The organism is Oleiagrimonas sp. C23AA (assembly GCF_011759385.1).
Lineage (GTDB): Bacteria > Pseudomonadota > Gammaproteobacteria > Xanthomonadales > Rhodanobacteraceae > Oleiagrimonas.
In genome coordinates, this window is sequence record NZ_JAARLY010000008.1 from 82,718 (window position 1) to 101,956 (window position 19,239).

Consider the following 19,239-nt stretch of genomic DNA (forward strand, 5'->3'; position numbering starts at 1 on the left):
TGACGGGTACAGCGGCCCGTTCGCCACGGTGCCCGGCGTGCCGAAGGCTGCCGGATCACCATCCATAACAAGCTGAGCACAACGAAAACACGGTACGAGGCGTCTGTTGACCCGTCCGCACGCACAAGGGGGCGTGTGCGGCTCGGCGAGGGCCTTCGTGCGTCCATCGCGCGGTCGCCTCACTGAGCGAGGCGGCGGCGTGTGTCATTGGCAAGGTGCGCCACCTGCGCCCCCGGGCTAAAAACGCCAGGCCAGGTATCGCATCAAACGCTCCGGCAACGGGGCATCACAAGGCATAGCGAGAAACACCATGGGCAAGTCTGTAGTCATTCTGGGTGCGCAGTGGGGCGACGAAGGCAAGGGCAAGATCGTCGACCTGCTGACCGAACGCGTGGGCGCGGTGGCGCGCTTCCAGGGCGGCCACAACGCCGGCCACACGCTGGTCATCGGCGGCAAGAAAACCGTGCTGCACCTGATTCCCTCAGGCATCCTGCGCGATGACGCGCTGTGCCTGATCGGCAACGGCGTGGTGCTGTCGCCGGCCGCGCTGAAGGAAGAGATCGAGCAGCTGGAAGGCAACGGCGTGGCCGTGCGCGAGCGCCTCAAGATCAGCCCGGCCACGCCGCTGATCATGCCCTACCACATTGCCGTGGATAAGGCGCGCGAGGCGGCCGCCGGCGGCAAGGCCATCGGCACCACCGGTCGCGGCATCGGCCCGGCGTACGAAGACAAGGTCGCGCGCCGCTCCATCCGCGTGGCCGATCTGATGTATCCGCACGAGCTGCCGGAGAAGATCAAGATCGCCGTCGACTACCACAACTTCGTGCTTACCCAGTGGCTCAAGTGCGATCCGGTGGACTACCAGACCGTGCTCGACGACGCGCTGGCCTGGGGCGAATTCATCCGCCCGATGGTCGACGACGTGGCCACCATCCTGCACGACGTGCGCGCCGAAGGCGGCAACATCCTGTACGAAGGCGCCCAGGGCGCACTGCTGGATATCGACCACGGCACCTATCCGTACGTCACATCCAGCAACACCACCGTTGGCGGCGCGCTGGCCGGCACCGGCGTCGGCGCCTGTGACATCGATTACGTGCTGGGCATCTGCAAGGCCTACGCCACGCGCGTCGGCGGCGGCCCGTTCCCGACCGAACTGCATGACGACATCGGCGCCACCATCGCCAAGGTCGGCAACGAGTTCGGTGCCAGCACCGGCCGTCCGCGCCGCTGCGGCTGGATCGATCTGGTCGCGCTCAAGCGCGCCGTGCAGATCAATGGCATCAACGGCCTGGCCATCACCAAGCTGGACGTGCTCGACGGCCTGAAAACCATCAAGGTCTGCATCGCCTATGAATACCGCGGCAAGCGCCGCGAGCTGGCGCCGCTGGACGCCGACGGCTGGGACGAGTGCAAGCCGGTGTATCTGGAATTCCCGGGCTGGGAAGAATCCACCGCCGGCATCCGCGACTGGAACAAGCTGCCCGCCGCCGCCCGCGCCTACCTGCGCGCCGTGGAAGAACTCTCCGGCTGCAGCCTGGCCCTGGTCGCCACCGGCGCCGACCGCGACGACACCATCGTGCTGGACGATCCGTTCGCGTAAATCTCCGACCAGCCCTCTCCCGCCTGCGGGAGAGGGTCAGGGTGCAAAAAGCCCCGCTTCGGCGGGGCTTTTTCGTTGTTGGCCATATAAAGCGAATGGCCTTTCGCCCGCGGGTCCAAAGCGACCATCGCGAAACTGGATCGGCGGCCGTTGTCGTCATCGCTGTTGCTGGCGCCGAATCAGGTGACGCGGCGGCGTGCACCCTGGTTGTGCAAGTTGTGTCTTCAATCATGGCGTGCCATGGCCGATAACGACTAGGATCGTCATCTTGCCAAGGAACGAGCACCGCTCATGGCCCGATTTTTCCCCAGCCGAAGCGCCTGCCGCTTCGATACCAGCGGCGAGCGCCGCCTGGCCGAACGCCTGGACAAGAAGCTGGAACAGGATTACCTGTGCTGGTTCAACGTACCCGTCGGGCCCAAGGCGCTGCAGCCGGACTTCGTGATCCTGCATCCACAGCGCGGGGTGTTGGTGCTGGAGGTCAAGGACTGGAAGCTGGACACCATCCGCTCCATGGATAAGGGCCGGGCCGAGTTGTTCGTCGATGGCCGGCTCAAGACGGTCAGTAACCCCATGGCGCAGGCGCGCGTCTACGCCTTGCAGGTGAAGGTAGCGTTGCAGAAAGACCCGGCGCTGCTGCAGCCACCGGGGGCGCCGCGCGCCGGCGATCTGGTCATGCCCTACGGCTGGGGCGTGGTCATGACACGCATTACCCGGCGCCAGTTCGAAACCACCGACCTGGCGCAGGTGCTCGACCCGCAGCGCGTCATCTTCCAGGACGAGATGGCCGAATCGGTGGACGCGGAACAGTTCCAGCAGCGGCTGTGGGACATGTTCCATCAGGTATTCCCCTGCCGCCTGACGCTGCCGCAGATAGACCGCGTCCGTTATCACCTTTATCCGGAGGTGCGCGTCAACTCGGCGCCTGGCCAGTTCGGCCTGTTCGCCGACAGTGAAGCGCCGCTGCCGTCGCTGCTCAAGGTGATGGACGTGCAGCAGGAGCAACTGGCGCGCTCGCTGGGCGAAGGGCACCGCGTCATCCACGGCGTGGCCGGCAGCGGCAAGACCATGATCCTGGGCTATCGCTGCGCGCATCTGGCACAGGTCGCGACCAAGCCCATTCTGGTGCTGTGCTACAACCGTTCACTGGCCGGGCGCCTGCAGCAGGTGATGGCCGAGCGCGGGCTGGCGGACAAGGTCAGTGTGCGCAGCTTCCATGCCTGGTGCCGCGACATGCTGCAGACCTACCATCTGCCGCTGCCGGAAGGGCGCATGTCCGTCGACGAGAAGATGGCGCGAATGGTCGAGTGCACCATCGACGGTGTCGACAAGGACCACATTCCGCGCGCCCAGTATGCGGCCGTGCTGATCGATGAGGGACACGACTTCCAGCCCGATTGGTTCAAGCTGGTGGTGCAGATGATCGATCCGCAGAGCAACGCATTGCTGGTGCTGTACGACGATGCGCAGGCGATTTACCGCGGCAAGCGCAGCCTGGATTTCAGTTTCGCCAGCGTCGGCATCCAGGCGCAGGGGCGTACCACCATCCTGCGCCTCAACTATCGCAACACGCTCGAAGTGCTGTCGGTGGCCCGCGCCTTTGCCACCGAGCTGTTGAGCGAGCGCGCCGCCGCCGAGGATGGCGTGCCGGTGGTGGCGCCGGAAAGCGCCGGCCGCCGCGGCGCCTTTCCGGAATTGATCCGCTGCGAGTCGGACTGGGACGAGTCGCAATGCCTGGTCGCGCGCATCCGAGACGCGCAGGACCAGGGGCGAGCCTTGAGCGACATGGCCGTCATCTATCGTTCCGCGAGCCAGGGCCGGGCGGCGGAAAAGGCCCTGGCACAGGCCGGCATCCGCTACGCGTCCGGTGTTTCCGCGCGCGGCCGTGCCGCTCTCTACGGCGCCGAGGACGCCGTCAAGATCGTCAGCATGCATTCCAGCAAGGGTCTGGAGTTCGGTCTGGTGTTGATCCCCGGATTGGCCGAGATGCCGCATCAAGGCGAGGAAGAAAGCGACGATGCCCGCCTGCTCTACGTCGCCATGACCCGCGCCATCGATCGCCTGATCATGACCTACTGCGGCGAGCACTCCGATTTCACGCGGAAAATCCAGGATGCGATCCACGGCGTGAAGCAGCAACTGCAGGACGAACCGGCAGCGGCCAGTGCATGAGCATGGCGTGGACCAACACCCACGCATGGATGCCGACGGCTGGGACGAGTGCAAGCCGGTACCCCTGGAGTTCTGGACGCGATGTCGCTCCAAATAAGGGACTGTGCCCTGATAACGCCGGCGCGATCTGAAGCGCGCGCTGCTGCTTCTGGAGCGTGGCTACAACGAGAACTGAGCTTGCGCCACATCGAAGGCCCGAATCGCGCCTTCGTTACCAGATGCTCACGAGGGAATTTTGGCGCCAGTGGCTTGCCAGGGTGTTGCAAAAAGAGCAACAATCGTTGCTATATGAGCAACACTTCTGCCCTCATGGATCTTCTGTTCCCGGCCACCCGGCAGCGGGTGTTGGCGCAGCTGCTGCTGAATCCGGGGCAAGCCTTCCATCTGCGCGAGCTGGCGCGGCTGACGGGAGTGAACCCGGGAACGTTGACACGCGAGCTGGACAAGTTGAGTCAGGCCGGACTGTTGCGCCGCGGCGAACAGGGCAATCAGGTGCGCTATCAGGCGAACCCTCTATGCCCGTTGTTCGACGACCTGGCCTCGATGTTCCGCAAGACGCACGGCATGGTCCCGGCACTCCAGGAAGCGCTGTCACCGTTGCTTGATCGAATCGATCTGGCCTTGGTATTTGGCTCAATGGCACGTGGCACCCAGTCGGAAAACAGCGATGTCGACGTGCTGGTGGTGGGAGCACTGGGCTTTGCCGATCTAATGCAGGCGCTTTACCCGGCGCAACAGATGTTGCAGCGTGAGGTGAACCCGGTGCTGTATTCGGCGGACGAGTTCCGCAAGCGCATGCAGCGCAGTGATGCGTTTGTGCGGCGGGTGCTGGAGCGCCCTTACGTGTTTCTGACAGGGGATAAGGATGACCTTGCAAAACTTGCTGGCGATCGAACTGCTACAAGCCTTTGAAGCAAGCGCGGAGGATGTCGTGAAGCTTCTGGAGGCGGCCAGGCGCAACTTGACGGATGCGAAGGTCGAGGCCGTCAGCACCGACACCCGCTTTGATGCCGCCTACAAGTGCATCATGCAGTGCGCCATGCTGGGCCTTTGGGCCAACGGTTACCGCACCGTGACCAGCAAACCGGGACACCACCGAACAGCCATTCAGTCGTTGCCCAAGACCATGGATATTCCGAATCCAACGCTGGTTGTGCTGGATGGGTTGCGCAAGCAACGCAACATCAGCGACTACGAAGGCGACCCTGTGACGGAGGGCGCGCTCGTCGCCTGCGTGGACGAGGCGGGCAAACTTCTGGCGCACACCGAGCAGTGGCTGCGCACGAATAATCCTGAATTGCTCAGGGGGCGATGAATCTGCGCAAGGACGTTCTCATTCAGATGGCCATTTGTGAGTACCTCGGTATGCACGCTTGGCCGCACGAAGACGGCGATGCGAAGCATTTTGATCGCGTACGGACGCTATTTGCCGGACCTCTCGACCTGGATCGAGGCCACGCAATCAGACAGTTGGGGCAGCCTCAGCAAAGCGCACGGTGCATCTGCCGCCGAGCGCCGCGCCGAGCGCGTGCGCAAGAACCTAAACAAGCGCGACACGATGGACGTGCTGCGCCGTGGTGTGGAGATGCTTGGGTTGCCAGAGCCACTGTCGCTGGTGCAGTTCAAGCCGGTGCTGGCTGTGATCTTTCAGTGGATTGCTCCCTGAGGAAGGGGCAGGGCTAGGATGAAAACGCCCCGCTTCGGCGCGGCTTTTTCTTGAGCGGTAGCGTGAGAAGTCGCTTGTAGCCGACTTTTGTTGACAAATAAGGCCTGCTGGAAGGAAAGTCGGCTTTGGCCAACTTATGTGGCGTGAGACCGGGCGTTAGTGAAAAAGTCGGATTCAACCAACTTTACCGCACGAGCCAGGCGCCATGCGCGCCAAGGCGATGATCCCGAGCTGCGCGCTTTGGGTGAGCGCGTGCGTGCCACGCGCGTGGGGGCAGGGCTGACCCAAGATCAATTGGCGCTTGCATCCGGCGTAAGCCGAGACACCTTGATCGCCGTAGAGAACGGTCGCGAAAGCGTTCGTTTGGGCAGCGCTCTTCGGGTGCTCAAGGCACTGGGCCTGCATGTCGTCGTGAAGGAGCGCTGAGCATGCTGCTCGTCCGATATGGTGGCGATACGGTGGGGCAGCTCGACCTGCGAAAAGGGCGGCTGGTCTTTCACTACCTCCGCGATTGGTTGCAACGCCCCACCGCCTTTCCCCTCTCAACACGCCTGCCGTTGAGCGACGATGAACTTCCCAGCGACGAAGTTCTGGCCTTTTTCGCCAACCTGTTGCCGGAAGGTCCCGTGCTGGACACGCTATGCCGGTTGCGTCGATTGCCCCGCGCCAACGTATATCGCCTGCTCGAGGCATTCGGCCGCGAGTGTGCAGGCGCCTTTGAGATTGTTCCGGAAGAAGAGGCGGTCCTCCCCCGCGAAGGGTCGTATAGACCCTATCTCATGGAAGATGTGCGTCGCGACCTCAAGGCCTTGCACGACAACATTCCCTTGCTGCAGCTGCATGGCCAATTGCGCCTGTCCATGGCGGGTGCGCAAAACAAAATTCCCGTGCGCTATGACAACGGGGAATTTTCGTTGCCCATGGGCGGAGCGCCATCCACGCACATTCTCAAGCCCGCCTTGCAGCCCGAGCAGCTATACCCGGATTCCGTCTACAACGAGGCGTTTTGCCTGCGCTTGGCACAGTCGGTGGGACTACCTGTAGCGCCGGTCGAGATCATTCATGCGCCAGATCCGGTGTTGCTGGTGCGTCGCTTCGATCGCATCGTCGAGGAAGGCAGCATACAGCGCTTGCATCAGCTCGACTTCTGCCAGCTGGCGGGTGTGCTCCCGGGTCAAAAATACGAAGTGGATGGCGGTCCTGGCCTGGGCGACCTGTTTGCCCTGGTTGACGCACATAGCGTGCTACCGGCCCGTGACCGATTGCAGCTGGTTGATTGGACGTTATTCAACTACCTCATCGGCAACGCCGATGCACACGCCAAGAATATGGCGATGCTCTTTGCGCCTGACGGGCGGCTGCGACTGGCGCCAGCATACGACCTTCTGTCCACAGCCTACTGGCCCGCCCTTGCCGACAAGCTGGCCATGGCCATCGGTGGTGAACGCCGGCCCGCTTGGTTGATGGGCCGACATTGGCAGCGCATGTGCGACGCCGTAGGTCTCAACTTCACCCAGCTCCGCCGGCGGGCCATGGGACTGCTGAACGCAATCGACCAACAGATGCCGAACGTGGCGAATGATCTATCCCTGAGCGAGCACAGTCGCTTGCTTGGACATTTCCAGGAACTCATCCATACGCGGGGCGGATGGCTGCGTGAGCGCATGTACCAGGTCGACCCTTGATCCTGGCGGGCTGTTGTGACATATGCGGCAGGAAATGTTGTTGCAACCTGCCTCTGCCCAGGGCCATCGCCTTTCTTGGCGAGTCTAGCGGATAGCAATCCCCGCTTTGTACGAGAAAATTTCACTTCTGGGGGGGGGGGGGAAGGTGTAATGAGAAGGTTTACCGAACAAACTGCTCGCCGCCGCCAGCGCTACTTACGCGCCGTGAAAGAACCCTCCGGCTGCCGCCTGGCCCTGATCGCCACGGGCGCCGACCGCAGCAACTCCACTGTGCTGGACGACCCGTTCGCCTGGGCGGGCCAGTATTGCGATACAAAAAAGCCCCGCTTCGGTGGGGCTTTTTGTCATAGCATCTTCCTCTACGCTTAAGGGCTTAAACCCTCATAAGCCGCAAGGATGAGCGGCTTTGCGGCTTCGAAGTCATCGTAGCTGGCGATGGAGAGCTCAAGGTCTCCAGTCCCCCAATGACCAAATTGGCGAGCGTCGCGAGCATTGGGAGGTATCGCGGAAAGCAGATCGGGGTTCAGATGCAAGAACAGCAACAATCGACTCTTCTGAGGCACGATCGTGGCGAAGTTCTTTAGACGCTTGAACGCGACGTATAGCTTCAGTTCCTTGCGTTGGACATCGTCACCCAGTGATCCGATATGGTCCTCAAGAGACGTAAGTAGATCTTTCATGTCCTGAGGTAGCGTTGCACTCCATTCGGCGTAGCTCTTGTCAGTTCCGCTGCTGCGCGTCGGAGACGATGAAGAGTCTGTCACTGGTGCGGCGATTTTCGAGGGCTTGCCGTTACCCCGGGTGGTGCTTGAGGCGTTGACCAATTCCAACAACAGAAGGTCGTCGCCGAACCTGCGGTAGCGCACGAGTTCGATATTGCGATTGATCTGCTGTACTGCATGACCGTCGTAGCGGGTGAAATCTGCCGCGATACAGACAAGACGCGGAGCGCCCCAGTCGATCAAGTCCGAGGCATCTCGGCCCAATTTCTCCATCACCAAGAGCTTGAATTCGGCTTGATGATCCATCAGCCAGTCAAGATAGAACAACCCTTGGTTGATGACGTTCTCGCCCGTTGACCGTTTGTACTCCAGGATCACGGGGCAATGGTTCTCGTCCAGACCCAGGGAATCGATCCGACCACCATGCGTCTTGCCAGTTGAGTACTCGGTAGCGAGAAAGCGGATGCCGAGCAAAGTATCGAGATTGCTCTCGATGAGCGTTTGCAGCGGCTTTTCGAGGTCTGATGCGCTGCCCTTCAGTTCAGTGGCGTGGCCTGAACTCAGCTGAAAGAGTTGGATATCGCTCATGACCTGTTCCGAAGCTTGGCTTGGAGAGTCTCACGCATCTTCTGCCTGCCTATTCCGTAATGAGCTTCCCTGTGGTGGTTTGCGCACAGAGCAATGACGTTCTCGGTTGCGTCAGGCCCGTCTTCCGATAGAGGGATGATGTGATGCGTTTCTAGGTACGTTCGGCCATCGGACATCGAGAAACCGCGCTCACCACAAAATTCGCACTGCCCTTGAGCCCGTGCCAGTGCAGCAGCACGAATGCCGGGATCACGAACGAACTTTTCCCCCGAGACAGCGACTCGCTGAGCGGAGGCGGAACGCTCCTCCGCCAAGGTGAATTGATCAGCGAAGGCGTTTGGTGATGCAGATCGCGTTAGCACCGCATCACCCGTCATCCAGTCGTAAGCAGTTACAGCCCATGGCTGGGGGTCCAGAAGTCGCCGGTGTACACGTGACGCCTCGGATCCTTCTTCTTCCACGTCGCGTATCTCGCCTTCGCAGATAATGACCCGCAGTGGCAGCTTGTCACGCGCAGCGTCCTGGATTGCTGTATCCAGCGCGCGTGCCCGTTTCGCCCAAGTGCCTTTGCCGGAGATGCGTTCCAGTTCCATGGCAAAACGTCTGAAGTTGTGGCGCTGACGCACATAGCCTTCTTCCTCGAGCATATGGTCGAACCACAGGCAAAGGACCACGCGCTGCTCGGGCTCTACGAATGCCCATTCGTAACAGTATTTAGGGTTACTCGCGGCGTGATCCGGGCCGCGCTTGTAATTGCCCCAGTCGCTTACATCGATACCGGCGTCCGCAACTAGATCCATGACTCGCTGGTGCGTCGTTGGCCGGATATCTTCGAGATCAATGTTCATCCTGGAACCCCCTTATGTCCTTGTTGTAACCGTTATTGCTTCGATCAAAGCCTATGTCATGTCACTCGTAGAGATGCCGTTGGACCGCGATGAACGCCTGCCGGATGGCTGGGACAGCACCCAGTACGCGCTTGGCGTCGTTGACGCCGCCGTAGCGGATGCGCAGGAAGTCGGCGATCTTGCGCGGTGAGAGTTCGTCGACGCCGCGGTTAACGTAGGCGTTGAGTACGTAGTCGAGGAATTCGCGCATCTCGGACTCGTAGCCGTTGAGACCGGACTTGCGCGCGGCGGTCGCACGCTCGGCGCGGGCGAGGGGCGCCAGCGTGAAGCGGACGTAGGCCAGTACATCGAAAATGTCACTATTCGGCGCGTCGATCAGGCGGCGCATGTCGTTCAAACGGTCGGCGTCGTAGCCCAGCTCGGTCAGGCGCTGTATGAAGGCTTCGCGGCGCTCCGGGTCGCTCCACAACGTGCGTAGCTGGTCTTCGGAGGCCACCAGCGATTCCAGATCGCCGAAGAGCTGCTGCATGAATTCCTGGGCGGTGACAGGGCGGCCATCGGGTGACCAGTAGGTCGTCGCTGTCAGATAGCGAATCTGCCGTTCCTTGCCGTCCGCGAGCTTGACCACGATTTTCTGAACGGGCGGCGGCTCGTTGATCTCGCCGCTTCCACCTCTGGTCCCTTTTGGGTACTCGCGAGGGCCCGGCTTCGGCTCCTCGGGCGGCAGTGGTTCTCCATCCCATTCCTTGTCATTGAAGTGCTCGTAGGCCTTCACGAAGTCGTAGATGGTGAAGAAGTCCTTGCCGTCGAAGGTGCGCGTGCCGCGGCCGATGATCTGCTTGAACTCGATCATCGACTTGATCGGGCGCAGCAGCACAATATTGCGCACGTTGCGCGCATCCACGCCGGTGGACAGCTTGTGCGAGGTGGTCAGGATGGTCGGCAGGGTCTTTTCGTTGTCCTGGAACTCGCGCAGATGCTGCTCGCCGAGTTTGCCGTCGTTCGCCGTGACCCGTTCACAGTAGTGCGGATCGGGGTTGTCCTTGATCGAGTTGATGAAGTTGCGCACCCGCGCGGCATGGTCCTGGGTGGCGCAGAACACCAACGTCTTCTGGCGCTGGTCGATCTGGTCCATGAACTCGGCCACGCGGCTTTCCTCGCGTGCGTCGATGATCAGCTTGGTGTTGAAATCGGCCTCGGTGTATTCCTTCTCCGGGTCGATCTCGCCGACGATCACCTTGTCCCCGTCCCCAAATTTATAGGTATCCAAGGTACTGGCCATCTGCCGTACCTTGAACGGCGTCAAGAAGCCATCGCTGATGCCTTTCTTAAGGGCATAGGTGTAGACCGGCTCGCCGAAGTAGGCGTAGGTGTCGGCATTGGCGTCGCGCTTGGGCGTGGCGGTCAGGCCCAGCTGCACGGCGGGCTCGAAGTATTCGAGGATGCCGCGCCAGGTGCTTTCGTCTTTGGCACCGCCGCGATGGCACTCGTCGATGACGATGAAGTCGAAGAAATCCGGCTCGTACCCTTCGAAGGTGAATTGCCCCTCGCCGGTCATGAAGGTCTGGAAGATGGTGAAGAACACGCTGGCGTTGCGCGGAATTTTGCCCTGTTTGCGGATCTCGTCGGGGCTGATCCGGCACAGCGCGTCGGGAGCGAAGGCGCTGAAGGCGTTGTAGGCCTGATCGGCCAGGATGTTGCGGTCCGCCAGGAACAGGATGCGTGGACGACGCACCGGGTCACGGCTCAGGTTCCACTTGGCATGGAACAGCTTCCAGGCGATCTGGAAGGCGATGGAAGTCTTGCCGGTGCCGGTGGCCAGGGTGAGCAGGATGCGCTGATCGCCCTTGGCGATGGCCTCCAGTACGGCGGTGATGGCGTTGTGCTGGTAGTAACGCGGCTGCCACTTGCCCCCGCCGGTTTCGAAGGGCACCTTGCCGAAGCGGTCGCGCCAGTCATTGCCTTCGGGAAAGCAACGGTCCCACAGCTCCTGCGGGGTGGGAAAAGGCAGGTAGATGTCGCCTTCCGTGCCCGTCTGCATGTCGATGCCGTACCAACCGATGCCGTTGGTGGCATAGGCGAAGCGCGCCTGTAGGCGGCTTGCGTAGTCCTTGGCCTGGCCGACGCCGTCCGTGTGTCCCAGGCCGGCACGCTTGGCCTCGATCACCGCCAGCTTGCGGTCGCGGTAGCTGAGCACGTAGTCGGCCGACAGAGGATTGGCCCGCCCGCCGCCGCCGGTGATGCGGCCAGGACAGATCAGCTCGCGGTAGACTTTAGTGCCTTCCACGACGCCCCAACCGGCGTCGCGCAGGACGGGGTCGATGCGGTTGGCGCGTGTGTCGGCTTCGGTCTCTGTCATAAGCTACAGCTTCAGTTCGGCATTGGTCTCAAGGTATTCGAGCACCTCGTTGAGCGCATGAATAATTTGGAGACGGTTGGCACCGAAAGAATAGTAGCCTGTAGAAAGGGCTTCAGGCGTCTCGTCTATCGCTGGTGAACGCTTTTTGCGTTTGGTTCCATCCGCATCAACCACTGTGAGAGGATATCTGAAATCGCGTCCCGCGCCCTCGAAAGACCCTCCCGGTCCATAGTTCTGAATGCTGCCATTGTAGCAGTTGCTGCCGACGATCTGTTCGAGCTGCGCGAGGAGACGTGCCCGCTTCTTTGTGATCTTAGTTCCCATGGGGGTGCTTTCAGGTCAGTTGGCCAGAGAAGGCTTTTTGCAGGAGGGATTGGCGGAGGTCGGCAATGTCCGTGAGCTTCGTGGCGTATATATCTCGAAGACTCCCAGCCCGCTCGTAGAGCAGTTCCGCCCGGGAAATGATTTCCTGCTGATCTTCAATGCTGGGAACAATAAACCGGAGTTTCCTTAGGTCCTTGATATTTATCTGCATGAGAGCTGCGCCGTAAGTTCCGGCTGCAATCTGATCCTGAGCGTACCTCGAACGCAATTGAAAATACGCGAACTCTGGAAGGACAGACTCGTCCGGAAAGCGTATGGGAACGATTCCCCGGGTGACGTTCGCACCAGCCAATTCCGCAGAAGCGACCGACATTTCGCCAGTGCTTCCTCTGACGCAGAGCAGCAACTCGCCGCCGACGAGCTTTGTGCGGGCATAACCCTCAGCGCGATCAGGTGAGATCCTCTTCAGGCCACCCGGCGAGAGAATCCGCATTTTCAGATCGACAGGGCGAACCACCGGTAGCCCCCCTTCGACTTCGTCGCCCGGCTGGACGATGCCGTAAGAAAGCTTGCAATCGGGATGAACCGCTTCGGCCAACGAAATGACCTTCGACGTGTCCGCAGGGGCGGTAAAGATCTCGTTGACGCCGTTTTCGAGAAGTTCCTCCGCATCCGCCAGATTGGCCTCGGCGTGGGCGCGGGCGCGGTCGAGGGCGGTGAAGGCCTGATCGAGCACCGCAACGATCCGCTTCTGCTCGTCCAGCGGCGGGAGAGGGATCGAGAGGTCTTCGAAATACTCTTTCGGTACACGCTTGTGTCCAACCGCCCCGGTCATGACTCTAGCGCCACTCTCGCGAAACGTGTCGCGTGAAAGGTAGTAGTACAGAAATTCCGACAAAAGCTCCGCTTTCGGGCGCATCACCACGAATTCACTCGAACCGAACCCGACACCGTTCTTCAGTTCGCGAGCAATGCCTAGTTTGCCGTTCTCGAAGCAGGGTGTGATTTTTGCACAAAGAACATCGCCATCTGCAAAGTAGGTGTAGCCTTTTACAACTTCAGCAAATCTTCGGACTTCCATTGGCTGGAAGTGCTTTTCCAACTCGCCGAGATCGTTCATCGGTACGAAAGATACTTCGGTATCGTTCGTGAGCATTTTTCGGGGAATGCTTTTTGGCGGCTTGAACGTACAAATGGTAGAAAGTGGAACGGTCCTCCATCGCGATTGGCTTGGCGGGGCCATTGGGGCGACAGCGTTCACAGCAAGCCCCGGATGTCTTCGAGGATCTTCGCCGTCTCTGCGTCACGCGCCAGCATGTTTTTGATGATCTCTTTAGGGCTGCGCAGGGGCTCGGCCTTGGGCGCATTCGGGTTCGTCACCGATAGGTCCCATGTGGCCTTGTCCACCTGCTTCACAGCCACCGTCCAGCTCTTGTCGCTGTCGGTTTTGTCCTTCTGCAAGGCGACGAACTCGGCCAGATCCTCATCGTTGAGCGGATTGGTCTTGCCTAGGCTGCGGCCCGGATCGAGCTGGTAATACCAGATGGTGCGGGTCTTTGCCCCCTTCTCGAAAAACAGCACCACGGTCTTGACACCCGCGCCCTGAAAGGTGCCCCCGGGGCAGTCGAGCACGGTGTGCAGATTGCAGCTTTCCAGCAGTTCCTTGCGCAGGGCGATGCTGGCGTTGTCGGTGTTGCTGAGGAAGGTGTTCTTGATGACCACGGCGCCGCGCCCCCCGGCCTTGAGCTTGCGGATGAAGTGCTGCAAGAACAGGTAGGCGGTCTCGCCCGACTTGATCGGGAAGTTCTGCTGCACTTCCTTACGCTCGCCGCCGCCGAAGGGCGGGTTGGCCAGTACGATGTCGTGGCGGTCCTTCTCCTGGATGTCCATCACGTTCTCGGTGAGCGTGTTGGTGTGGCGGATGGATGGCGCATCGATGCCGTGCAGGATCATGTTCATCACGCCCAGCACGTAGGCGAGCGACTTCTTTTCCTGCCCGTAGAAGGTGCGGTGCTGCAGCGTGTCCCAGTCGGCCGAGGACAGGTCGTCGCGGCGCAGGGTTTCCCAGGCCTCGCACAGAAACCCCGCCGATCCGCAGGCGCCGTCGTAGATGGTCTCGCCGATCTGCGGGTTGACCACCTTGATCATGGCGCGAATCAGCGGGCGCGGCGTGTAGTACTCGCCGCCGTTGCGGCCGGCGTTGCCCATGCGCTTGATGCGCGTTTCGTACAGGTCGGACAGCTCGTGCTTGGCCTCGGTGCTGCCGAAATTGAGCTGGTCGACGATCTCCAGCGCGTCGCGCAACGAGTAGCCGGAGCGGAAGCGGTTGGCGATCTCGGAGAAGATTTCGCCGATCTTGTATTCCAGCGTATCCGGGTCGTCCACCGACTCGCGGAAGGTCTTGAGGTAGGGGAACAGCTTGCCGTTGACGAACTCGATGAGGTCGTCGCCGGTCAAGGCCGCATTGATGTCCGGCTCCCCGTCTTCGGTCCTGGGCATGGCCCAGGATTGCCAGCGGTAGGGTTCGTCGAGGATTGGCGTGTAGTCGCGGCCTTCCAGCAGCGCCTCGTCCTGCCACTCCTTTTCCATGTCGTCCAGGTACTTGAGGAACAGCAGCCAGGAGGTCTGTTCGGCGTAGTCCAGCTCCGACGCCAGTCCCTCGTCGTTGCGCATGACTTTGTCGATGTTGTTGAAGGCGTTTTCGAACATGTGTGATGCGCGCTTTCTCGGCCAGCAGCCGTAGGTCGGGTGCCAGCGTGTGTGTGTATGAATTGGCCGTAGGCGGCCATGCGGGAGCGGTGCAGGTGAAGGCGCGGTTTCGCTTGTTCACCTTGAACACTACAAAGTGTAACCGTCTCTTGCCGAAGTGCTTAGGCCTGGATAGCTTTTCACCCTGGATAAGTGGAAGCTTATTCACACAGCCTGATGCTGCCAACCATTGGGTTCCTTCCTAGTTGTACAGATGCGGTCACCTTCTGGTCTTAGCCAGCTAAACAAGTGGTTCGTGGTTGAAACCCGAAAGTGCTTGGGAGGTGCAGGCGGCTATTGGATTCCCTCGGCATGCCATGCCGTCTGGACGCTTCCACTTGTCCGCAACTTGATCAGCTCAACCCACTATTTAGCTCATGCAAGGCCTAGCAGCCTAGCGTTGGGAACTTAGACAGCAAAGGTCGCCTACCTGCAGTAGGGTCTTCCAGTTCCTGTCGAGAGCGGACGCCTTGGCGCTAAGTGCGATGTCGCTATGGGGCCTGGAGGGGGATGAGTCCGACCTGGTGCCGCCGCTGCTTTGTGATGCCTTGAAGGGCCAGCAGTTCGCCGCGATCAAAAGATGTCTTTTCCGCCTTGACTCCTCGCCATCACGGTAGGAGACTCAAGCGCAAGGAGCCTAGAAACTCCGCAGAGAGCGGTACCCACCTCCGTCAATTCGGTGGGTTTTTTGTGCCTGCATCCGTGGGCACAACCGACGTGACACCTGCGTCGGGAGGGCGGTGAATACAACACCCTTTTGGGGAATAAGCCCGCCGGCTCTCTGCGGTTTCTAGCCTCCCGACTTCCCGTCCGCCATCCTGGCGCGCGGGTACTCCATGGAACAAGGAGGCACTCATGTCGATGATCGAAGTGGAAGATCCGAAAGCGACCGGCTATTTCTTGCCGGAGGAAACCCAGCTGCGGCTGAAGAAGCTGCACGAGTACGCCACGTTTCTGGCCAACCTGGCGCGACCGCGCCAGTCCGACCCGAGCCTGGAAGGGTTTGCGGAAATTCGCCCCGGCGAAGTAGGCATCTGCCTGGAGCATTTCGAAGAGCAGATCGGTGGTGTGCTGGACGAGATTGGCTGGCCGGCCCTGCTGATAAAAGAGGCCACGGCCACAGATGCCGATGCGCCGCCTGCGCACAAGTCCAAGGAGGAGGCTGAAACGGCGATCAAGGCCACGGCAACGCAAACCGGCCAGTCAGCAGCAGCGGTAACCTCGCCACGCGGTTACACCGCCACCCTGGATCAGGTCGACCAGATGAACCTGCTCCTGGCCAGCCTGCATGCCGTCGGCAACGTGGTCGCCTGCGCCGACCACGCCGAACTCTCCGATGCCACGTTGTCGATCATGGGTGACGCCATCTATCGGGATGTGGCCGCCCTGCGCAAGATCGTCGACGACATCTACTACTTGGCGCCAGAGTCCGACGACACGTCAAGCACCGAGGTACAGGAGGCCCACGCCAGCTATCTGGCGCTGCCAAAACATGCGCCCACGGCCAACACGTCGTGCCTGATGCAAGAGCACCCGACGTATCAGTAGCTGGAGTAGGGCGGAGGGCATCATCGGTGATGCCCTTCGCTCATTTTGCTGGCGTGGAGCGCGCATGTTCGGCTTCCGGCAGCTCTTCACTAGCGTTTCGACAATCGCTGATCACTCTGGCGGTGCTGACCACCAAGAACAACGCTGCCGAGTGTTCGCTTCACAGGTGCGTCTCGAACCATTCGGGGCTCCCGCCTTGAGGCCCACCTAGTCAATGCACAGCACCCGTGAGTCAGGCCTTGCAACACTCGCCTGATCACCACGCGGGAGCATGCAGGCGCTGGCTAGGGCCAGCTATTAAAGGATGCTTTAGTAGTTGGCGGTGCACTTATTAACGCGCTCTGGTCATTTGGCCCGGAATACGCACGCATGCCAGCACGCTCGCTCATCGACTTCCTCTGATTTCGGCTTGTGTCGGCGCGGCGGCCCGCCCAGGTACGCGGGGCAGGGGTTTCCCCGCCTATCCGTAACTTGAACAGCTCAACCGGTTATTCAGCCCATGCAAGGCACGGCGGCGTAGCGTGGGGGATGTGGGCGGCGCCAAGCCGCCTGCGGTTGGGTTTTCCGGTGCCTGCCGAGGGCGGGCACCCTGGCGCGAAAACCTGCGAGCTTTCCCCCACGCAGGAGTACGCAGCATGAGTTACAGCGAGAACAGCAAGCTGCCCGATGGGCACGATGATCAGGTGAATGCCGACGAGCCGCGTCGCGACAAGGATGCGAGCAAGCTTTCCGGCACGCGCGGCGAGCGCATGCCGCGCACGGCGGTGTCACCGCAGGGTCAGGAAGTGGACGAGTCCGATCTGGACCCGGCGCTGCGCCATCGCGGCCTGAAGGATCCGCTTTTGACCGACGACGTGCGCGACACTGCCGGCGCACAAAGCGGCGGCACGCACGATGAGCGCATCAAGCATGCCGAGCAGGGCCAGTCGTTTGCCGGTGAGTCGATCACCAAGACGCCGAAGACGCCGCCGGGCGCGCCGGTGGAGTCGAACAAAAAGCAGCGCTGAAGCGGTCGATATTTCAGCCTGTGAACAAGGCCTCGCCCCAAGGGCGGGGCCTTTTTTTACAACCTTGTAATGGTGCGATGCACACTAGCTTTGAGGCCCGATGGCCGTGGCTTGTTGCAAAAATTGTGTTGCATTTCACAAGAATGGCATGCCCGCAAGCTCTCAACTTATCCGCCGGAGCGTCGATAACTAGGGTCACGGCGTAGCGGCCGGGGGCGTGTCCTCGTTGATGGCAGTCATGATGTATCGATCGCTGGTGGGCTCACGCACGGCCTGCGATCGAAAGGGAGAGGACATCCGCCAGCAGTATGGCGGTACGGATCGGCGCAAGGCGCGCCGCGCGCGACTTTAGATTCCCATTTTGGGCTGACCCTCGAAGTGTCGCGAGGATTCATACGGATCATGGACCTTAAGTTCATCCAACGGTTGAGAAGGCCGCGCCCGCATGAGTGGGTGTTGGCCGCCGGTGTGCTGACGGCGATTCTGGCCTGGCTGCCCGGCGGTTGGCTGACGCGCGGGCTGACCTGCCTGGCCGCGCTGGCCACCACGGTGTTGACGTTGCGCCTGCGCTCGGATCCGGGCGCCACGGCGGGTACGGAGTCCGCCAGCGAGCACCTTTCCTTTGCCGGTTCGGCCGAGGCGCTGGAAAGCGAGGTCACCTCGCTGTGGGTGCGCAACATCGAGACCGGGCGCAGCCAGAGCGAGCAGGCGCTGGTGGATCTGTCCGCGCGCTTTTCCGGCATGGTCGATCGGCTGGAGAGGGCGGTGAAAGTGGCCTCGATGTCGTCGGACGAAGGCGACGCCGGCAACGTGCAGGCGCTGTTCGAGTCCAGCCAGGCCGAACTGGAATCCATTCTTGAATCGCTGCGCCAGGCGCTGCACCGCAGCGATGTGCTGTTCGAGCAGTTGGATCGGCTGATGAAGGATGTCAGCCAGCTGCGGGAGATGTCCGGGCTGGTCAATTCCATGGCGCAGCAGACCAAGCTGGTATCGCTCAACGCGGCGGTGGAAGCGGCGCGTGCCGGTGAGGCCGGGCGTGCGTTTTCGGTGGTGGCCGATGAGGTGCGCACGCTGGCCACCACCTCGGGTGAGACCAGCAAGCAGATCAGCAAGAAGATCGACGCCATCAGCGAATCGATGGACGCCGCGTTCGCCGCCGCGCAGGCATCGAGCGAGCACTCGGCGTTCGATCGCGCCGAGCAAGGCATCGTCAAGGTGATGGATGACGTGCGCAACGTCACCGGTGGCTTGAAGAACACCACCGACCTGCTGCGCGAAACCAGTGTGGACATCCGCGGTGAAGTTGCCGAAGCGCTGGTGCTGATGCAGTTCCAGGATCGCGTCAGCCAGATCCTTTCGCACGTGCGCGACAACATTCAGGCGTTTCCGCGTTACCTGGCCGAACACGAACAGGCCGTGGCCGAGGGGCGCGAGGCGCCGGCCGACTGGTCGGCACTGCGCCAGGCGCTGCAAGGCTCTTACGCCACGGTGGAAGAACACCGCAATCACGGCGGCACGGACACGCCCGCCGATAACAACAACAACGACGACGACATCACGTTTTTTTGAGAGAGACCCAAGCACATGGCCAAGACCATCATGATCGTCGACGACTCCGCCTCCATGCGCCAGGTGGTGGCCATTGCCCTTAAAGGGGCGGGCTACGAGGTGCTGGAAGGCAGCGATGGCCAGGACGCGCTGAACAAGCTGGATGGCAAGAAGGTGCACCTGATCATCAGCGACGTGAACATGCCCGGCATGGACGGGCTCAGCTTCGTGCGCGAGCTCAAGCAGCGTCCGGCCTACAAGTTCACGCCGGTGATGATGCTGACCACCGAGTACACCGACGAGAAGAAAAAGGCCGGGCAGGCCGCCGGCGCGCGCGCCTGGATGGTCAAGCCGTTCAAGCCCGACCAGTTGCTCAACGCCGTGCAGAAGCTCTGCCTGGCCTGACGAGGTGCGCCATGAG

General features: G+C 61.3%; 18 protein-coding genes. 12 read left to right on the top strand and 6 right to left on the bottom strand.

The annotated features are described in order from the left end of the window. The first annotated feature begins 310 nt into the window (after window positions 1–310). The 8 genes from HBF24_RS13730 to HBF24_RS13765 all read left to right on the top strand — a co-directional run bounded on the left by HBF24_RS13730 (window position 311) and on the right by HBF24_RS13765 (window position 7,495). Window positions 311–1,603 carry an adenylosuccinate synthase gene (locus HBF24_RS13730; RefSeq protein WP_167173872.1) on the top strand — a complete coding sequence of 431 codons (1,293 nt, stop codon included), beginning with the start codon at window positions 311–313 and terminating at the stop codon, window positions 1,601–1,603. A 291-nt stretch (window positions 1,604–1,894) separates the two neighbouring features. Next, window positions 1,895–3,775, top strand: coding sequence for a 3'-5' exonuclease (locus HBF24_RS13735; RefSeq protein ID WP_167173875.1), 1,881 nt, complete (start codon window positions 1,895–1,897; stop codon window positions 3,773–3,775). Between the two features lie 288 nt (window positions 3,776–4,063). Next, a complete protein-coding gene (locus HBF24_RS13740; RefSeq protein ID WP_167173878.1) occupies window positions 4,064–4,687 on the top strand; it encodes a nucleotidyltransferase domain-containing protein in 624 nt (207 codons plus the stop codon). Then, the gene (locus HBF24_RS13745; RefSeq protein WP_206064341.1) at window positions 4,656–5,090 is read left to right on the top strand and encodes a DNA-binding protein; all 435 of its coding nucleotides are present in this window, start codon (window positions 4,656–4,658) and stop codon (window positions 5,088–5,090) included. Before HBF24_RS13740 ends, HBF24_RS13745 begins: the two co-directional genes overlap by 32 nt. A gap of 78 nt (window positions 5,091–5,168) precedes the next feature. Next, window positions 5,169–5,441 carry a hypothetical protein gene (locus tag HBF24_RS13750; protein WP_167173883.1) on the top strand — a complete coding sequence of 91 codons (273 nt, stop codon included), beginning with the start codon at window positions 5,169–5,171 and terminating at the stop codon, window positions 5,439–5,441. 159 nt (window positions 5,442–5,600) lie between these two features. Continuing rightward, window positions 5,601–5,867, top strand: coding sequence for a helix-turn-helix domain-containing protein (locus tag HBF24_RS17375; RefSeq protein WP_206064342.1), 267 nt, complete (start codon window positions 5,601–5,603; stop codon window positions 5,865–5,867). Between the two features lie 2 nt (window positions 5,868–5,869). Continuing rightward, the gene (locus HBF24_RS13760; RefSeq protein ID WP_167173886.1) at window positions 5,870–7,126 is read left to right on the top strand and encodes a type II toxin-antitoxin system HipA family toxin; all 1,257 of its coding nucleotides are present in this window, start codon (window positions 5,870–5,872) and stop codon (window positions 7,124–7,126) included. 150 nt (window positions 7,127–7,276) lie between these two features. Then, the gene (locus HBF24_RS13765) at window positions 7,277–7,495 is read left to right on the top strand and encodes a hypothetical protein (RefSeq protein WP_167173888.1); all 219 of its coding nucleotides are present in this window, start codon (window positions 7,277–7,279) and stop codon (window positions 7,493–7,495) included. On the opposite strand, the gene HBF24_RS13770 is transcribed toward HBF24_RS13765, so the two are convergent. From HBF24_RS13770 to HBF24_RS13795, 6 genes are all read right to left on the bottom strand, one after another. Next, window positions 7,492–8,436, bottom strand: a complete 945-nt coding sequence (locus HBF24_RS13770; RefSeq protein WP_167173891.1) for a DUF5655 domain-containing protein — start codon at window positions 8,434–8,436, stop codon at window positions 7,492–7,494. The two genes, HBF24_RS13765 and HBF24_RS13770, sit on opposite strands and share 4 nt — an antisense overlap. Further along, window positions 8,433–9,284, bottom strand: a complete 852-nt coding sequence (locus tag HBF24_RS13775; protein ID WP_167173894.1) for an HNH endonuclease signature motif containing protein — start codon at window positions 9,282–9,284, stop codon at window positions 8,433–8,435. The genes HBF24_RS13770 and HBF24_RS13775 overlap by 4 nt, the downstream gene beginning before the upstream one ends. Window positions 9,285–9,345: 61 nt before the next feature. Then, window positions 9,346–11,643 (bottom strand): type I restriction endonuclease subunit R, encoded by a 2,298-nt coding sequence (locus HBF24_RS13780; RefSeq protein ID WP_167173897.1) that lies wholly within the window; start codon window positions 11,641–11,643, stop codon window positions 9,346–9,348. 3 nt (window positions 11,644–11,646) lie between these two features. Then, entirely contained in the window at window positions 11,647–11,967 is a 321-nt protein-coding gene (locus tag HBF24_RS13785; protein WP_167173900.1) for a hypothetical protein, read from the bottom strand. A 10-nt stretch (window positions 11,968–11,977) separates the two neighbouring features. After that, a complete protein-coding gene (locus HBF24_RS13790; RefSeq protein ID WP_240922585.1) occupies window positions 11,978–13,210 on the bottom strand; it encodes a restriction endonuclease subunit S in 1,233 nt (410 codons plus the stop codon). A gap of 14 nt (window positions 13,211–13,224) precedes the next feature. After that, window positions 13,225–14,676: an N-6 DNA methylase gene (locus HBF24_RS13795; RefSeq protein WP_167173906.1), complete on the bottom strand. Its 1,452-nt coding sequence runs from the start codon at window positions 14,674–14,676 to the stop codon at window positions 13,225–13,227. Window positions 14,677–15,570: 894 nt separating this feature from the next. Between HBF24_RS13795 and HBF24_RS13800 the strand changes: the two genes are divergently transcribed. From HBF24_RS13800 to HBF24_RS13815, 4 genes are all read left to right on the top strand, one after another. After that, window positions 15,571–16,263 (top strand): hypothetical protein, encoded by a 693-nt coding sequence (locus HBF24_RS13800; protein WP_167173908.1) that lies wholly within the window; start codon window positions 15,571–15,573, stop codon window positions 16,261–16,263. 635 nt (window positions 16,264–16,898) lie between these two features. Next, window positions 16,899–17,270, top strand: coding sequence for a hypothetical protein (locus HBF24_RS13805; protein ID WP_167173915.1), 372 nt, complete (start codon window positions 16,899–16,901; stop codon window positions 17,268–17,270). 402 nt (window positions 17,271–17,672) lie between these two features. Further along, window positions 17,673–18,839 (top strand): methyl-accepting chemotaxis protein, encoded by a 1,167-nt coding sequence (locus tag HBF24_RS13810; RefSeq protein WP_167173918.1) that lies wholly within the window; start codon window positions 17,673–17,675, stop codon window positions 18,837–18,839. 15 nt (window positions 18,840–18,854) lie between these two features. Then, a complete protein-coding gene (locus tag HBF24_RS13815) occupies window positions 18,855–19,223 on the top strand; it encodes a response regulator (protein WP_167173921.1) in 369 nt (122 codons plus the stop codon). Window positions 19,224–19,239: the final 16 nt, after the last annotated feature.

What these genes read in the sequence shown, in the direction of transcription:
- HBF24_RS13730 (WP_167173872.1), top strand. Translation starts at nt 311, where the DNA reads ATGGGCAAGTCTGTAGTCATTCTGGGTGCGCAGTGGGGCGACGAAGGC.
- HBF24_RS13735 (WP_167173875.1), top strand. Translation starts at nt 1,895, where the DNA reads ATGGCCCGATTTTTCCCCAGCCGAAGCGCCTGCCGCTTCGATACCAGC.
- HBF24_RS13740 (WP_167173878.1), top strand. Translation starts at nt 4,064, where the DNA reads ATGAGCAACACTTCTGCCCTCATGGATCTTCTGTTCCCGGCCACCCGG.
- HBF24_RS13750 (WP_167173883.1), top strand. Translation starts at nt 5,169, where the DNA reads ATGCGAAGCATTTTGATCGCGTACGGACGCTATTTGCCGGACCTCTCG.
- HBF24_RS13760 (WP_167173886.1), top strand. Translation starts at nt 5,870, where the DNA reads ATGCTGCTCGTCCGATATGGTGGCGATACGGTGGGGCAGCTCGACCTG.
- HBF24_RS13765 (WP_167173888.1), top strand. Translation starts at nt 7,277, where the DNA reads ATGAGAAGGTTTACCGAACAAACTGCTCGCCGCCGCCAGCGCTACTTA.
- HBF24_RS13770 (WP_167173891.1), bottom strand. Translation starts at nt 8,436, where the DNA reads ATGAGCGATATCCAACTCTTTCAGCTGAGTTCAGGCCACGCCACTGAA.
- HBF24_RS13775 (WP_167173894.1), bottom strand. Translation starts at nt 9,284, where the DNA reads ATGAACATTGATCTCGAAGATATCCGGCCAACGACGCACCAGCGAGTC.
- HBF24_RS13780 (WP_167173897.1), bottom strand. Translation starts at nt 11,643, where the DNA reads ATGACAGAGACCGAAGCCGACACACGCGCCAACCGCATCGACCCCGTC.
- HBF24_RS13785 (WP_167173900.1), bottom strand. Translation starts at nt 11,967, where the DNA reads ATGGGAACTAAGATCACAAAGAAGCGGGCACGTCTCCTCGCGCAGCTC.
- HBF24_RS13790 (WP_240922585.1), bottom strand. Translation starts at nt 13,210, where the DNA reads ATGGCCCCGCCAAGCCAATCGCGATGGAGGACCGTTCCACTTTCTACC.
- HBF24_RS13795 (WP_167173906.1), bottom strand. Translation starts at nt 14,676, where the DNA reads ATGTTCGAAAACGCCTTCAACAACATCGACAAAGTCATGCGCAACGAC.
- HBF24_RS13800 (WP_167173908.1), top strand. Translation starts at nt 15,571, where the DNA reads ATGTCGATGATCGAAGTGGAAGATCCGAAAGCGACCGGCTATTTCTTG.
- HBF24_RS13805 (WP_167173915.1), top strand. Translation starts at nt 16,899, where the DNA reads ATGAGTTACAGCGAGAACAGCAAGCTGCCCGATGGGCACGATGATCAG.
- HBF24_RS13810 (WP_167173918.1), top strand. Translation starts at nt 17,673, where the DNA reads ATGGACCTTAAGTTCATCCAACGGTTGAGAAGGCCGCGCCCGCATGAG.
- HBF24_RS13815 (WP_167173921.1), top strand. Translation starts at nt 18,855, where the DNA reads ATGGCCAAGACCATCATGATCGTCGACGACTCCGCCTCCATGCGCCAG.